Source organism: Methylobacterium oryzihabitans, assembly GCF_004004555.2.
Lineage (GTDB): Bacteria > Pseudomonadota > Alphaproteobacteria > Rhizobiales > Beijerinckiaceae > Methylobacterium > Methylobacterium oryzihabitans.
The window spans coordinates 34,056-48,976 of record NZ_SACP01000035.1 but is presented as its reverse complement, the minus strand read 5'-3'; the positions used below and the strand labels follow the sequence as shown (position 1 = coordinate 48,976).

The following is a 14,921-nucleotide window of genomic DNA, read 5'->3' as shown; positions in this document are numbered from 1 at the left end:
CCCGCCGGCTTGCGAAGCCCGGCCGCCCGTGATTGCTGGCGCCATGCCCGCGCGCCCCGTTCTCCTGAGCCTGCTCGCCCTCGGCCTCGCCGTTCCCGGCGCCCGCGCCGAGTTCCGCCGCGCCGTGCGGGTCGAGCCCGCCGCCCTCGGCGCCTGCATCCTCGCCACCCTGAACCAGCGCCGTCCGGCCCGGGTCCGCTACGGCGAGCCGGCCGGGCCGGGCGTGGTCCGCCTCGCCGCGGAGGAGCGCTCGACCGGCCTGTTCGGCCTCGGCGGCACCAGCCCGGCCTTCCTGATGGAGATCCGCCGGGCCGGCCGCGGCGCCGAGGTGGCGATCGTCACCGACCCGGCCAGCGCCGAGCCGGACGCCCACGCGGCCCGGACCTGGCGGGAGATCGACCCGTGCCTGCCGGCGGGCCCGTGAGCCGGCCCTTAAGCATTTGGCACGATCCGACCCATAAACCCGCATAGCGGCCCGGTTGCGAACAATGAGCCGCGCATCCTGAACGTGCGGGGAGAGACCGAGGTGGTCGATATCAGCGTCGTCGCGCCGACCGGCGGACGGGACATCGATGGCATCCTGTGGGGATGGAAGTGGGACACCACGACCCTGACCTACTCGTTCCCGACCGGCCCGGCGGAATACACCTCCTACGCCGCCATCGAGGGGTTCAGGACGTTCAACGCCTCGCAGCAGGACGCGGTCAGGCGGCTTCTGGCCAACGTCTCGGCGGTGGCCGGCCTCACCTTCACGGAGACCACCGCGGCGGGGGCCGACCTGCGCTTCGCCAATGTCGGCGAGATCAACTATTCGAACGACCCGAGCGTCCTCAGCGGGGAGACCGGGCTGCACGTCCCCGGCAGCACCAGCGCCGAAGCCAACCCGCCCGAACTCCCCTACGGCGGCAACCCGCCGACGAGCGCCCCCTACGCCCAGGGCGACGGCTGGTTCTCCCCCGGCTACACCGCGCCGGCGCTGGGCAGCTTCGCCTACGCCGCCGGCCTGATGCACGAGACCGGGCACAATCTCGGGCTCAAGCACGGCCACGCCGAGCAGGACGGCCACGGGGTGACGTTCCCGACGCTGCCGTACGACCACAACTCGTACGAATACTCGGTGATGACCTACAGCCAGTATCCGGGGTCCGACACCGAGGCCGGCGACGGTGCGCCCAACCACCCGACGACCTTCATGCAGGACGACATCGCGGCCCTGCAATACCTCTACGGCGCCAATTACGGCACCAACGCCGGCAACACGGTCTATACCTGGAACCCGCTGACCGGCGAGGAATCGGTCGACGGCGTCGCGCAAGGGGCGCCGGACCGCAACTTCATCCTGATGACCCTGTGGGACGGCGGCGGCACCGACACCTACGACCTGTCGAACTACGGCACGAATCTCACCATCGACCTCGGCCCGGGGCAGTGGTCGACGTTCTCGACGGTCCAGCTCGCCGATCTCGGCAACACCGGCGAGCGCGAGAGCGATTATGTCGCCCGCGGCAACCTCGCCAACGCGCTGCTCTACCAGGATGACGCCTCGTCGCTGATCGAGAACGCCACCGGCGGGAGCGGCAACGATGCGCTCACGGGCAATCTCGCCGGCAACACCCTCGCGGGCGGCGCCGGCAACGACACCCTGAACGGGCTCGCCGGCAACGACCTGCTCCTCGGCTCGGACGGCGACGACTCGGTCCAGGGCGGCGAGGGCGACGATTTCGGTTCCGGCGGCTGGGGCCGCGACACCGTGCTCGGCGGGGGCGGCAACGACCTGCTGTTCGGCGACGACGACGACGACACGGTCGAGGGCGGGGCGGGCGACGACCTCGTCTACGGCGGCACCGGCCACGACAGCGTGAGCGGCGGCGCCGGCACCGACCGGCTCTGGGGCGAGGCCGGCAACGACACCCTCGCGGGCGGCGACGACGGCGACTTCGCCGATGGCGGCGACGGCGACGACCTCGTGTCCGGCGGCGCCGGCAACGACACCGTGTTCGGGAGCCTCGGCAACGACACCGTGCAGGGCGAGAGCGGCGACGACTTCATCGGCGCGGGCGACGGCAACGACCGGGCCTCCGGCGGGTCGGGCAACGACGAGGTCCACGGCGAGGGCGGCAACGACCGGCTGTTCGGCGACGAGGGCGACGACGGCCTCTACGGCGAGGCCGGCGACGACACCCTCGACGGCGGCCCGGGCCGCGACACGCTGTTCGGCGGCGACGGCCGCGACAGGCTCCAGGGCGGCGACGACGACGACGCTCTCTACGGCGGCGCCGACGCCGACACCCTCGGCGGCGGCGACGGCGACGACTTCGCCTCCGGCGGCGACGGCCGCGACGACCTGCACGGCGGGTCCGGCGACGACCTGCTGTTCGGCGACGAGGACGACGACGTCCTCGAGGGCGACGACGGCGCCGACCGCCTGTACGGCGGCACCGGCAACGACGGGCTGTCCGGCGAGGATGGCCGCGACCGCCTGTTCGGCGAGGATGGCGGCGACCGGCTCTCCGGCGGCGCGGGCGGCGACGATCTGTCGGGCGGGGCGGGCAACGACACGCTCGACGGCGGCACCGGCGCCGACCTCCTGTTCGGCAACAGCGGCGACGACGTGCTGACCGGCGGGGCCGGGATCGACGTCTTCGCCTTCGGGGCCGGCGACGGGCTCGACCGGATCCTCGACTTCGTGCTCGGCGGCGCGGAGGCCGACGTGATCGCGTTCAACAGTGGCGCCTTCGCGGATTTCGCCGGCGTGCAGGCGGCGAGCCGCCAGGACGGCGCCGACCTCGTGATCGCGTACGGGGCGGGCGACGCCCTGACGCTCGCGGGCGTGCAGCTCGGCGCGCTCTCGGCGGCGAGCTTCACCTTCGCCTGAGCAGGTTTCGCAGACGTGGCGGCCGCTTCTGCGAAACAACACCACAACAAGACGAGGAACCAGGCAGACGAAGCGTCGGCTTGCCGACGCAAGTCCGCTCAGGCGGCCCGGCCGTCCGCCGGAGCCCGGCGAGCATCCACAGCCCGGCCGCGGCCGCCACGGGGCGCCGCGCCCGGCCGGGCCGGGACGCCGCGGCGGCGGGTCCGGTCCCGAGCGCCCGGGCGCCGAGGGCCCGGAAGGCCGGGTCGTCGTGCCGGAGCAGGACCGGACCGATCGCCCGCAGGCAGTTGGCCTCGCCCCCGGCGACGGCGCGCCCGATCCACGCCAGCGCCTCGTCGCGGCGGCCCGCCCCGGCGAGCCTACGCCCGAGGTTGAACTGCGCCCAGCCGTCGCCGCCCTCGGCGGCGCGGCGGTACCAGCGCAGGGCGGCGCCGGGCTCGACCGGCCCGCCCCAGCCCTCCTCGCAGCAGCGGCCGAGCATCCCCATCGCCTTGGCGTGGCCCTGGTCCGCCGCGCGGGCGAACCACGCCCGCGCGGCAGCGTGGTCGCGGGCGACCTCGCCGTAGAGCAGCAGCGTGCCGGCATTGTACTGGCCCCAGGCATGGCCGGCCTCGCCCGCCCGGCGGTAGTGCCGCAGGGCCTCGGCGTGGTCGGCCGGCACCCCCCAGCCGAGTTCGTGGCAGCGGCCGACCATGTTGACCGCGTCGAGGCTGCCGAGGCGGGCGGCGCGGGAGAACCACCCGAACGCAGCGTCGGGATCGCGCGGCACGCGCACGCCGTCGAGGCAGACCTGTCCGAGCACGACCTGCGCCGCGCGGAAACCGTGACCGGCGGCGAGGCGGATCCAGTCCAGGGCCTCCCCGTCCCGCGCCAGCAGGGTGGTCCACTCCGCCGGGGTCAGGCGGCGCAGGCGCTCCAGGGTGGGCCCGGTTCCGTCCGCCTCGCCCCACCGCGCGATCCGCCCGCCCGCCATCCACCGCCTCCGTTCCGCCGCAGCGTCAGTCCGGACGCGCAAGCGTATCCGCCTATCATGGCCGGTCGGGCGAGCGCCAGACGGCGGCGTCCAACCACGGAAGCGCGAAGTCGATCGTTCTTAGAATAAGTAAAATCTGCATGTCGATTGCCTGGAAACGCTACAGACGACCGAATTCATGGGAAACGTACAGGAAACACGATTGCGGGATCGTGACGATTGTTGCTATGCGGCCTGAAACGACAGCACAGCTTCGGGGGCGGCGATGAGCGCGCGCGGTACGGTCTTCGGTTCAGGAACGCAATCGGCCCTCGGCGTGAGCCTCGCGGCGACGCTCGGCACGATCGTGACCGGCGCGGCGGCGCAGGACCCCGACACCCTCGCGCTCTCGACCATCGAGGTCGGCGGCTGGGGCACCGGCCAGCCCAACACCCTCGACCAGGGCACCGGCCTGTCGCGGCTGCCGGGCCGGGTCCAGGACACCCCGCAGGCGATCACGGTGGTGCCGGGCGAGGTGATCCGCCAGCAGCAGGCCACGACCCTGGAACAGGCCCTGCGCAACGTGCCGGGCATCACGGTCTCGGCCGGCGAGGGCAATGGCGGGCTCAACGGCGACCAGTTCCGCATTCGCGGCTTCCAGGCCAAGAACGACATCTACCTCGACGGCCTGCGCGACTTCGGCGTCTACGCCCGCGACAGCTTCAACATCGAGGACGTGCAGGTCATCAAGGGTCCGTCCTCCGAGACCTTCGGCCTCGGCACCGCCGGCGGCGCCATCAACATCCTGACCAAGAAGGCCGGGCGCACCGACTTCACCGCGGTCGACGGCGTGGGGGGCAGCGGCCCGACGGCGCGCGGCACCTTCGACATCAACCGGCGCATCGACGAGACCACGGCGATCCGCCTCAACGGCATGGTCCACCGCCAGGACGTGCAGGACCGCGACCGCGTCAAGTCGGACCGGGCGGGCTTCGCCGCCTCGCTCGGCTTCGGCCTCGGCACCGACACGACCTGGCACCTGAACTACCTCTACCAGCACAGCGAGCGCACGCCGGATTACGGCGTGCCGACCGTGCGCCGCCCCGGCGACCGCTACGCCCGGCCGCTGACCGAGTTCGGCGTCGACCGCTCGACCTCCTACGTGCGCGCCACCGACCGCGACGTCGCCGACGTCCACATGCTGACCTCGCTGATGAAGTGGCAGGTCGCGCCGTGGCTGACGGTGACGAACGATTCGCGGCTGTCGTTCTACGACCGCGCCTTCTCGACGACGGCAGCGATCTGCGTCAACGCGCCGACCGGCACGCCCCCGACCGCCTGCGTCAACGACTTCTTCGCCGGCCGCAACCCGCTCGTCACCTACAGCGCCGGCGGCGGCCAGACCTTCGACCAGGACGCCTGGGGTGCCCAGACCATCACCACGGCGATCGCCCGCTTCCACACCGGATTCCTGCGCCACGAGGTCGTGACCGGACTCGACCTGTTCTACCAGAACGACGACCGCATCAACTCCACGGTGGTGGGCACCCGGGCCCGTCAGCGCCTGCTGACCCCCGACCATTCGGCGACCGGCTACGCGCTGGTGCGCGATCCGCGCAACCGCCGGGTCGGCGACGGCGCCAATCTCGGCTATTTCCTGAGCGACCGGGTGTGGTTCGCCGACCAGTTCTCGATCCTCGGCGGCTTCCGCTACGACCGCTTCACCAGCAGCTACGCCGCCACCACGACCGGCCTGTTCGGGCCGCGCATCCACGCCGACTCGAACGCGGTCAGCCCGAAGGTCGCGGCGATCTGGGAGCCGTCGAAGGACCAGACCTTCTACATCTCGTATTCCAAGGGCTTCACGCCCCAGGGCGCCTACGTCGCCAACAGCACCGGCATCGAGGTGCCGAGCGTCAACGCCCTCAAGCCCGAGGAGAGCAACCTCTACGAGGCCGGCGCCAAGGTCTCGCTCCTCGACGGCCGGCTCGGCCTCGCCGGCGCGCTGTTCAAGGTCGACAAGAGCAACAGCTTCGACGTCGACCCGGTCACCGGCGGCCTGATCCTCGGCGCGCTCGATGCCGGCGAGAAGCGCCGCGTCCAGGGCCTCGAATTCACCGCCACCGGCAAGCTGACCGAGAACTGGAGCCTGCTCGCCGGCTACACCTACCTCCAGGGCAAGGTCCTGTCGGGCGCCAATCGCGGCAACGTGGCGCCGTTCGTGCCCGAGAATTCGTTCAGCCTGTGGACGACCTACGACCTCTCGGTGTGGAGCCGGTCGGCCTGGAACCTGCCCGGCACGCTCACGGTCGGCGGCGGCGTCACCTTCGACGACGGCTACTTCCCGGCGAGCGACAACATCACCCGCATTCCGGGCAGCTTCTCCCTCGACGGGCTCGTGTCCTACGAGCAGGACGGCTACCGGGTCGCGGTCAACGTCTACAACCTCACCGACGCGCTGAACTACGGCTCGACCTTCTCGACCCGCGCCGTGCCGCTCTCCGGCCGCACGGTGCTGGTCAGCCTCGGCACCCGGTTCTGAGGCCGCCATGCTCGTCCACGTCCCAGGCGTCCTCACCCCCGACGAGGTCGCGCTCTGCCGGGCGCGGCTGGAGGCGGGGGAGTGGATCGACGGCCGCGCCACCGCCGGGCCGCAGGCGGCGCGGGCCAAGCACAACCTGCAGATCCCCGAGGATTCCGCCACCGCGCGCGAACTCGGCGACCTGATCTTGCGGGCGCTCGGCCGCAGCCCGCTGTTCAACGCCGCCGCCCTGCCGCTGCGGGTGCTGCCGCCGCTGTTCAACCGCTACGACGTGGGGATGGGCTTTCGCAACCACGTCGACGGGGCGGTGCGGGCGATCCCGGGCCTCAACATGCGGATGCGGGCCGACGTCTCGACCACCCTGTTCCTCACCGCGCCCGAGGAGTACGATGGCGGCGAGCTGGTGATCAAGGACACCTTCGGCCACCACGCGGTGAAGCTGCCGGCGGGCGACATGATCGTCTACCCGGCGACGTCGCTGCACCGGGTCGAGCCGATCACCCGCGGCTCGCGCTGGTCGGCGTTCTTCTGGTCGCAATCGATGGTCAAGGACGACGGGCAGCGGGCGCTGCTGTTCGACCTCGACCAGGGCATCACCGGGGTGCGCGGCCGGCTCACCGACGACGACCCGGCGGCGGTGGCGCTGACGAGCTGCTACCACAACCTCCTGCGCCGCTGGGCCGAGCTGTGATCCGATTTTCGGACGATCAGTTCCAAAAATCGGATCGAAGCCCGCGCGGTGGGGCCTTCGGCTCCACACGCCCGAGCGAAGCCGGTCTTCGCGTCGCGAAGCAGTCCGTTCAGACCCACACGCTCCTGGCGTCCTCGGCCGCCTGCCGGATCGCCGCGATGTTGCGGGCATAGGCGTCGCGGCCGCCCTTGAAGGTGGCGGAGCCGGCGACCAGCACGTTGGCGCCGGCCCGCACCACGGCGGGCGCCGTCTCGGCGGTGACGCCGCCGTCGACCTCGATGTCGATGTCGCGCCCGCCGACCATCGCCCTGACGCGGCTCACGGTCTCGCAGGCCGAGGCGATGAAGCTCTGGCCGCCGAAGCCCGGATTCACCGTCATGCACAGGACGAGGTCGGCGAGGTCGAGCACCGGCTCGACCAGGGCGGCGGGGCTCCCCGGGTTGAGCGCGACCCCGGCCCGCTTGCCGAGCGCCCGGATGGTCTGGAGCGAGCGGTGCAGGTGCGGCCCGGCCTCGGCATGCACCGTGATGACGTCGGCCCCCGCCTCGGCGAAGGCTTCGAGATAGGGGTCGGCCGGCGCGATCATCAGGTGGACGTCGAACACCGCGTCGGTGTGCGGCCGCAGGGCCTTCACGACGGCGGGCCCGAAGGTGATGTTGGGCACGAAATGCCCGTCCATCACGTCGAGATGGACCCAGTCGCCGCCGGCCGCGACCACGTCCCGGGTCTCCTCGCCGAGGCGGGCGAAGTCGGCGGACAGGATCGAGGGGGCGATCCGCAGCGGGCGCGTCATGGCAGGGCTCCGTGGGCCGGCGACGGCAAAAAGCCGGGCAGCGGACGAATCCGGCCCGGCCCGTTCAGGCATGCGAGAGGGAAACCGATCAGCGGCGGCGGAACTGGCTGCCGCCACGGAACGGCGGGCGCGGGCCCGAGGCGCGCTCGTCCTTGTGACGGAAGACGAGGCGGCCCTTCTCGAGATCGTAGGGCGACATCTCGACCGTGACCCGATCCCCGGCCAGAGTCTTGATGCGGTTCTTCTTCATCTTGCCGGCCGTGTAGGCCACGATCTCGTGGCCCTGGTCGAGCTGCACGCGGTACCGTGCGTCCGGCAGGATCTCGAGCACGAGACCGTCGAACTGCATCAACTCTTCTTTCGCCATCCACACTCTCCACCCGGGTTACCGTCGCGGGCGGGGTACCGGGAGCGACATCTCAACTCTTGCGCGAGGCGCCCGGGCCGGCGGGGCTCGGCCACCAGCCGGGCGCGAGAAGCCATCGAACGCGTGGATGTGCATGTAGGCTGGCGCGCAGGAGCGCGCAAGTCGCCGCGGCGACGGATGCAGAGCAATCGCTTCAGCGATTGTCCTGCGGTCGCCCGCAGGGCGACGCTCGATGGCGGGCGCGAAGAGCGACCCGCGGAGCGGGTTCGAGGGGACGAATGTCCCCTCGAACGCGTAAGCGGAGCGAGAGCCAAGTGAGCGGACGCGAACGCCGGCGCCTGAGGCCAAGCAGAAAACAAGGGCAATCGCTTCAGAGCGATTGCCCTGGCGACGGATGCACCGCTTCGTCGGAAAGATTCCACGCGGGGGGCTCCCCCCGGCGCCGGGGCCGGGGGGATCGGGTCGGACTTACTGGGTCATCTCGTTGCCGGTGTAGTCGATGCGGCCGTCGCCGCCCTTCTTCCACATGTACATCACGTAGTCCGGACGGGTGATGTCACCCTTCTTGTCGTAGGAGATGTCGCCGATCACGGTCTTGAACGGCTTGCCCTCGTGCATGAAGGCGGCGGCCTTCTTGGCGTCGGTGGACTTGGTGGCCTCCATCGCCTGCTTCAGGATCTGCACAGCGGCGTAGGAGTACAGGGTGTAGGCCTCGGGGTCGATGTTCTTGGCCTTGAAGGCCGCGACCACGTCCTTGGCGTTGGGGTTCTTGCGGGCGTCAGGCGAGAAGGTCATCAGCGTGCCGTCGGCGCCGGGGCCGGCGATCTGGGCGAATTCCTTGTCGGTGATGCCGTCGCCGCTCATCAGCGGGGCGTTGAGGCCCTGGTCGCGCATCTGGCGCACGATCAGGCCGGCCTCGGTGTGCAGGCCGCCGAAGTAGACCACGTCGACCTTGGCCTGCTTCAGCTTCGAGACGAGGGCGGAATAGTCCTTCTCGCCCGGGTTCACGCCCTCGAACAGCACGTCCTTGCCGCCCTTGGCCTTGAGCGACTTGAGGGTCTCGTCGGCAAGGCCGCGGCCGTAGGGGGTCTTGTCGTGCACGAAGGCGACGTTCTTGCCCTTGAACTTCTCGGCGAGCCACGCGCCGGCGACCGCGCCCTGCTGGTCGTCGCGGCCGCAGGTGCGGAAGGTGTTCCACAGCTTGCGGTCGGTGTATTTCGGGTTGGTCGAGGCCGGGGTGATCTCGATGATGTTCGACTCGGCGTAGACGTCCGAGGCCGGGATCGACACGCCCGAATTGAAGTGGCCGACCACCGCCTTGACGCCCTCGGCGGCGAACTTGTTGGCCACCGAGACGCCCTGCTTGGGATCGGAGGCGTCGTCGCCGACGACGAGGACGATCTTCTGGCCGTTGATGCCGCCGGCCTTGTTGATGTCCTCCACCGCCTGCTCGGCGCCGTTCTTGAGCTGGGCGCCGAACGCGGCGTTGGGGCCGGTGATCGGACCGGCGACGCCGATCTTGATCTGGGCCTGGGCCGTGCCGGTCCAGGCGAGGCCGGCCACCAGGGCGAGGCCTGCCAGTCGCGTGCTCTTCATGGGTGAACTCCTCTGGGATCGGACGTCGTCACGGCCGTTCGCCGGCCGTGGACCGGGGGCACGCTCCCCCCGGAACCGGTGAAACCGTCGCGGCGCTCAGCCGGCGCCCTTCTGGCGCCAGGAGAACGGGCCCGCCCGCTCGTAGAGCCAGCGGTACTGCCGGGTCATCTGCCGGGCGCGGGTGGCGCGGAAGCCGGCCGAGCCGACCAGCAGCAGCACGACCGTGTCGACGAGGTAGTAGCGCGGCGACAGGAGCGTGCCCTCGAACAGCGCGAAGTGGATGAACCGCACCGCGAGGCCGAGCACCAGCAGCGCCAGCACGCATTGCCAGTACGGCCGCCAGCCGAGCGCGACGCCGCGGGCGATCATCCAGGCCATCCAGCCGCCCATGACCACGGTGACGAGCAGGAAGAGCCAGATCGTGCTCTCCTCGTAGAGGATGCCCTGCATCAGTGCCGCCCCCCTTCGAGGTAGGCCGCCTTCACCGACGGGTCGTTGAGGAGCTGCTGGCCGCTGCCCGACATCGTTATCGTGCCGGTCACCATCACGTAGCCGCGATGGGCGAGCTTGAGGGCGTGGTAGGCGTTCTGCTCGACCAGGAACACCGTCATGCCCTCCTGGCGGTTGAGATCCTTGATGGCGGTGAAGATCTGCTTGACGATCAGGGGCGCGAGGCCGAGCGAGGGCTCGTCGAGCAGCAGCAGCCGCGGCCGGCTCATCAGGGCGCGGGCGATGGCGAGCATCTGCTGCTCGCCGCCCGACATCGTTCCGCCGCGCTGGTGCAGGCGCTCCTTGAGACGGGGGAACAGGGTGCAGACCTTGTCGAGGTCCTGGGCGAAGTGGCCGCCGCCGTTGACCGCCGCCCCCATCTGGAGGTTCTCGTAGACGGTCATGCGCGGGAAGATCCGCCGTCCCTCCGGCGACTGCGCGAGGTTGAGCCGGGCGATCTCGTGGGTCGGCATCTTGGTGATGTCGCGGCCCGCATAGGTGATCGTGCCCTCGCGCGCCCGCGGCGAGCCGAAGATCGTCATCATCAGGGTCGACTTGCCGGCCCCGTTGGCGCCGATCAGGGTGACGATCTCGCCCTCGTTGACGTCGAGGTCGACCCCCTTCAGGGCGATGATGTTGCCGTAATAGGTCTTCACCCCGCGGATGGTGAGGAGCGGCGCGCGGGCGCCGGCGGCGCGGGCGCGGGTCTCGTCCACCAGGACGTTGATGCCGGCGACGCTCATGCGGTCCTCGCGGTGGCGATGCCGGCGCCGATCAGCAGCGAGCCGCCGAGGCGGTTGAGCAGCCGCAGGCGCCCGGGCCGGGCGACGGCGCCGCGCAGCCGCGAGGCGACGAGCGCGTAGCCGAGGGCGTTGGCGAAGGCGAGGGCGACGAAGGTCGCCTCGAACACGAGCATCTGGGACAGGAACGGCTCCGCGGGATCGACGAACTGCGGCAGGAAGGCGATGAAGAAGGTGAGGCTCTTCGGGTTGAGCGCGGTGACGAGCCAGGCATGGGCGGCCATGCGCAGGGCCGGGGCGGTGCCCGGCCGCGCCGCCGCCAGCGCGCCGTCGCCGGCCCGCCACAGCTTGAACCCGAGCCAGACGAGGTAGGCGGCGCCGCACCACTTGAGCACGCCGAACAGGGCGGCCGAGGTGGCGAGCAGCGCCCCGAGCCCGAGGATCGACAGCGTCATCGCGGTGAGGTCGCCGAGGGCGACGCCGATGGCGGCCGGCACGGCCGCCCGGGTGCCGCGCCCGAGGGCGTAGGAGACGACGAGCAGGATCGTCGGCCCGGGGATCACCAGCAGCACCGCCGAGGTGCCGGCGAAGGCGAGCCAGGTGGCGAGCGTCATATCCCGACCTCCTCCTCGACCTTCTCCACCTCCTCGTCCTCGACGCCGAGATAGGCCGCGATGACGCTCTGGTCGCTCTGGATCTCGGCCGGGGTGCCGTCGGCGATCTTGGTGCCGTAATCGAGCACCACGACGTGGTCGGAGATCTCCATCACCACCGACATGTCGTGCTCGATCAGCAGCACCGAGGTGTCGTGATCGTCGCGGATCGCCCGCAGCAGGGTGTTGAGTTCGAGCGACTCGCGCGGGTTGAGGCCGGCCGCCGGCTCGTCGAGGCACAGCAGCACCGGGTCGGTGCACATCGCCCGGGCGATCTCCAGCCGGCGCTGGTCGCCGTAGGGCAGGTCGCCGGCCGGGTCGTCGGCGCGGTGGATGAGGTTGATGCGCTCCAGCCACGCCGTCGCCTTCGCGATCGCCGCCTTCTCGGCGGCGTGGAAGCCCGGCAGCCCGAGCAGGCCCGCGATGGTGTAGCCCGAGGCCAGCATCAAGGGGTTGTGCTGGGCCACCAGCAGGTTCTCCAGCACGGTCATGCCGGTGAACAGGCGGATGTTCTGGAAGGTGCGGGCGACCCGGGCGCGGCGGTTGACCTGATAGCCCGGCAGCCGCTCCAGCAGGTACTCGGCCCCGCCGGGCTGGCGCAGGGTCATCATGCCCTCGGTCGGCTTGTAGAAGCCGGTGATGCAGTTGAAGACCGTGGTCTTGCCCGCACCGTTCGGGCCGATCAGCGCGGTGATGTCGCCGCGCCCGACGAGGAACGACAGGTCGTTGACCGCGACGAGGCCGCCGAAGCGCATCGTCAGGTGCTCGACCCGCAGGACCGGGTCGGCGAGGCGGGGGGAGGCGGGGGCGCCCATCAGCCGTGCCCCTCCTTCACCAGCGAGCCGGAGATGCGCTTGCGCTCCTTGAGCACCACCGAGGGCGAGCGCTCGGAGATCAGGCCGCGGGGGCGCCAGATCATCATCACCACCATGGCGAGGCCGAACAGCAGCAGGCGGTACTCGTTGGGGTCGAACCCCTCGCCGAACACCGCCTTGAGGAAGCCGAGGTTGCGCAGCAATTCGGGCCCGCCGACCATCGCGACCGCGGCGATCGCGACGCCGATCTGCGAGCCCATGCCGCCGAGCACCACGATGGCGAGGATGATGGCGCTCTCGAGGAAGTTGAAGCTCTCCGGGCTGATGAAGCCCTGGCGCACGGCGAAGAACGAGCCGGCGAAGCCGCCGAACATCGCGCCGAGCGCGAAGGCGGTGAGCTTGGTGTTGGTGGTGTTGATGCCGAGCGAGCGGCAGGCGATCTCGTCCTCGCGCAGGGCCTCCCAGGCGCGGCCGATCGGCAGCCGGCGCAGGCGGATCGTCACGAGGCTGGTGACGAGCGCCAGCACCAGGATGAGGTAGTACAGGAAGATCACCCGCTGCATCGGGTTGAACTCGAGCCCGAAGGTCGCCGCGAAGCCGTCCTCGTCGGCGGTGAAGGGCAGGCCGAAGAAGGTGGCGCGGGGGATCGACGAGATGCCGGCGGCTCCGCCCGAGAAGTCGGTCCAGTTGATGAGCACCAGCCGGATGATCTCGCCGAAGGCCAGCGTCACGATGGCGAGGTAATCGCCGCGCAGGCGCAGGACCGGGAAGCCGAGGATCATCCCCCACAGGCCGGCGAACAGCCCGGCGAGCGGCAGGCAGACCCAGAACGACAGCCCGAACGTCGTCGACAGCAGCGCGTAGGAATAGGCGCCGACGGCGTAGAACGCGACGTAGCCGAGGTCGAGCAGGCCGGCGAGGCCGACCACGATGTTCAGCCCCCAGCCGAGCATCACGTAGGTGAGGATCAGGATGCCGAGGTCGATCCAGTAGCGTGATTCGCCCAGGCCCCCGGTGCCGAGCACGACGAGGAGCGGGAACGTCACGGCGATGCCGAGGAACAGCGGCAGGCCGAAGCCCGAGATCCGCTGGGCGGCGTTCGGCGCCGCGCCGACTGCCTCGGTCGCCTGGGCCGGCGACGGGGTCAGCGCCCGGCGGGCGTCGCGGTTGGCGAGCACGAAGCGCTGGGCGAGCCGGGCCACGAAGACGATTCCGCACAGGATCGCAACGAGGCCCCAGCGCGGCTTGAGGTCGAGGGCGCTGGTGGCGCTGAGATCGGTGCGCAGGGCCACCACCGGCACGCACAGGCCGAAGGTGACGAGCGCGAACAGCAGCGCGTCCTTGACGATGGCGCCGGCGTCGACCGCCGGGCGGGTGGCGGCGGGGGCCGCCGTGATCGCGGGGGCGCTCATCACACCTTCTCGACTTCGGGCCGGCCGAGGATGCCGGAGGGCATGAAGATCAGCACGATGGCGAGGATCGAGAACGCCGCCACGTCCTTGTACTCGATCGAGAAGTACGCCGACCAGAAGGTCTCGACGAGGCCGATGATGAGCCCGCCGAGCACCGCCCCGGGCAGGCTGCCGATGCCGCCGAGGACGGCTGCGGTGAACGCCTTCACGCCGGGCACGAAGCCGTCCGAGAACGAGATCACGCCGTAGTAGAGCAGGTACATCGTGCCGGCGACGGCGGCGAGCGCGGCCCCGAGCACGAAGGTGATCGAGATCGTGCGGTCGACGTCGATGCCGAGCAGGGCCGCCATCTTGCGGTCCTGCTCGCAGGCGCGCTGCGCCCGCCCGAGGGAGGTGTGCTGCACGAGGTACCAGAACCCGGCGAGGAGCAATGTGGTCACCACCATGATGACGATCTGCCGGTACGAGATCGCGACCGCGTAGCCGTTGCGCTCGAACAGCACGATCACCTCGCGCATCATCGGCGGGGTCGGCTTGTTGCGGGCGCCCTGCACGACCTGGACGAAGTTCGACAGGAAGATCGAGACGCCGATCGCCGAGATCAGCGGCGCGAGCCGGAACGAGCCGCGCAGCGGCCGGTAGGCGACCCGCTCGATCGTCCAGCTCCACAGCGAGGTCAGCACCATCGCGACGATCAGCACGACGAGCAGCGCCAGCGCGATCGACGAGATGCCGAGCCAGGTCGTGACCACCAGGAAGGTGATGAGCGCGATGAAGGCCGAGAGCATGAACACGTCGCCGTGGGCGAAGTTGATCATGCCGATGATGCCGAACACCATCGTGTAGCCGATGGCGATGAGCCCGTAGATCGAGCCCAGTGTCAGCCCGTTGATGAGCTGCTGAACGAAGACCTCCATGCGGTCCCTCTGCCCCCCTGCGGCGGCGTCGCTCGTGGCGGCGACCGGCGCGCGATGTCCCTGTCCGGCCGGCGGTTCT

14 protein-coding genes are annotated in these 14,921 nt (G+C 70.8%); 4 read left to right on the top strand and 10 right to left on the bottom strand.

Features of this window, described 5'->3' with window-relative positions:
* Window positions 1–43 precede the first annotated feature (43 nt).
* Window positions 44–424 (top strand): hypothetical protein, encoded by a 381-nt coding sequence (locus EOE48_RS24630; protein WP_127733534.1) that lies wholly within the window; start codon window positions 44–46, stop codon window positions 422–424.
* A 102-nt stretch (window positions 425–526) separates the two neighbouring features.
* The gene (locus EOE48_RS24625; RefSeq protein WP_127733533.1) at window positions 527–2,875 is read left to right on the top strand and encodes a M10 family metallopeptidase; all 2,349 of its coding nucleotides are present in this window, start codon (window positions 527–529) and stop codon (window positions 2,873–2,875) included.
* Here EOE48_RS24625 and EOE48_RS24620 read toward each other — a convergent pair.
* Window positions 2,862–3,848 (bottom strand): tetratricopeptide repeat protein, encoded by a 987-nt coding sequence (locus tag EOE48_RS24620; protein ID WP_127733532.1) that lies wholly within the window; start codon window positions 3,846–3,848, stop codon window positions 2,862–2,864. The genes EOE48_RS24625 and EOE48_RS24620 overlap by 14 nt on opposite strands.
* Window positions 3,849–4,113: 265 nt before the next feature.
* Between EOE48_RS24620 and EOE48_RS24615 the strand changes: the two genes are divergently transcribed.
* Together EOE48_RS24615 and EOE48_RS24610 are read left to right on the top strand one after the other, a co-directional pair.
* Window positions 4,114–6,369 carry a TonB-dependent receptor gene (locus EOE48_RS24615; RefSeq protein ID WP_127733531.1) on the top strand — a complete coding sequence of 752 codons (2,256 nt, stop codon included), beginning with the start codon at window positions 4,114–4,116 and terminating at the stop codon, window positions 6,367–6,369.
* Between the two features lie 7 nt (window positions 6,370–6,376).
* A complete protein-coding gene (locus EOE48_RS24610) occupies window positions 6,377–7,060 on the top strand; it encodes a Fe2+-dependent dioxygenase (protein WP_127733530.1) in 684 nt (227 codons plus the stop codon).
* Window positions 7,061–7,169: 109 nt separating this feature from the next.
* Here EOE48_RS24610 and rpe read toward each other — a convergent pair whose 3' ends face one another.
* The 9 genes from rpe to EOE48_RS24565 form a co-directional block, all read right to left on the bottom strand.
* Window positions 7,170–7,853: a ribulose-phosphate 3-epimerase gene (rpe, locus tag EOE48_RS24605; RefSeq protein WP_127733529.1), complete on the bottom strand. Its 684-nt coding sequence runs from the start codon at window positions 7,851–7,853 to the stop codon at window positions 7,170–7,172.
* Window positions 7,854–7,941: 88 nt separating this feature from the next.
* Window positions 7,942–8,220: a translation initiation factor IF-1 gene (infA, locus tag EOE48_RS24600; protein ID WP_127733528.1), complete on the bottom strand. Its 279-nt coding sequence runs from the start codon at window positions 8,218–8,220 to the stop codon at window positions 7,942–7,944.
* Between the two features lie 468 nt (window positions 8,221–8,688).
* Complete coding sequence (locus tag EOE48_RS24595; RefSeq protein WP_127733527.1) at window positions 8,689–9,816, bottom strand: branched-chain amino acid ABC transporter substrate-binding protein; 1,128 nt, start codon at window positions 9,814–9,816, stop codon at window positions 8,689–8,691.
* Window positions 9,817–9,912: 96 nt separating this feature from the next.
* Window positions 9,913–10,266, bottom strand: a complete 354-nt coding sequence (locus EOE48_RS24590; protein ID WP_127733526.1) for a DUF6867 family protein — start codon at window positions 10,264–10,266, stop codon at window positions 9,913–9,915.
* Window positions 10,266–11,048, bottom strand: a complete 783-nt coding sequence (locus EOE48_RS24585; protein WP_127733525.1) for an ABC transporter ATP-binding protein — start codon at window positions 11,046–11,048, stop codon at window positions 10,266–10,268. The genes EOE48_RS24590 and EOE48_RS24585 overlap by 1 nt, the downstream gene beginning before the upstream one ends.
* Complete coding sequence (locus EOE48_RS24580) at window positions 11,045–11,659, bottom strand: LysE family translocator (RefSeq protein ID WP_127733524.1); 615 nt, start codon at window positions 11,657–11,659, stop codon at window positions 11,045–11,047. Before EOE48_RS24580 ends, EOE48_RS24585 begins: the two co-directional genes overlap by 4 nt.
* On the bottom strand, window positions 11,656–12,513 hold the full coding sequence (locus EOE48_RS24575; RefSeq protein ID WP_127733523.1) for an ABC transporter ATP-binding protein: 858 nt from the start codon (window positions 12,511–12,513) through the stop codon (window positions 11,656–11,658). The genes EOE48_RS24580 and EOE48_RS24575 overlap by 4 nt, the downstream gene beginning before the upstream one ends.
* Window positions 12,513–13,925 (bottom strand): high-affinity branched-chain amino acid ABC transporter permease LivM, encoded by a 1,413-nt coding sequence (gene livM, locus EOE48_RS24570; RefSeq protein WP_127733522.1) that lies wholly within the window; start codon window positions 13,923–13,925, stop codon window positions 12,513–12,515. The genes EOE48_RS24575 and livM overlap by 1 nt, the downstream gene beginning before the upstream one ends.
* A complete protein-coding gene (locus EOE48_RS24565; protein WP_127733521.1) occupies window positions 13,925–14,842 on the bottom strand; it encodes a branched-chain amino acid ABC transporter permease in 918 nt (305 codons plus the stop codon). The genes livM and EOE48_RS24565 overlap by 1 nt, the downstream gene beginning before the upstream one ends.
* Window positions 14,843–14,921 lie beyond the last annotated feature (79 nt).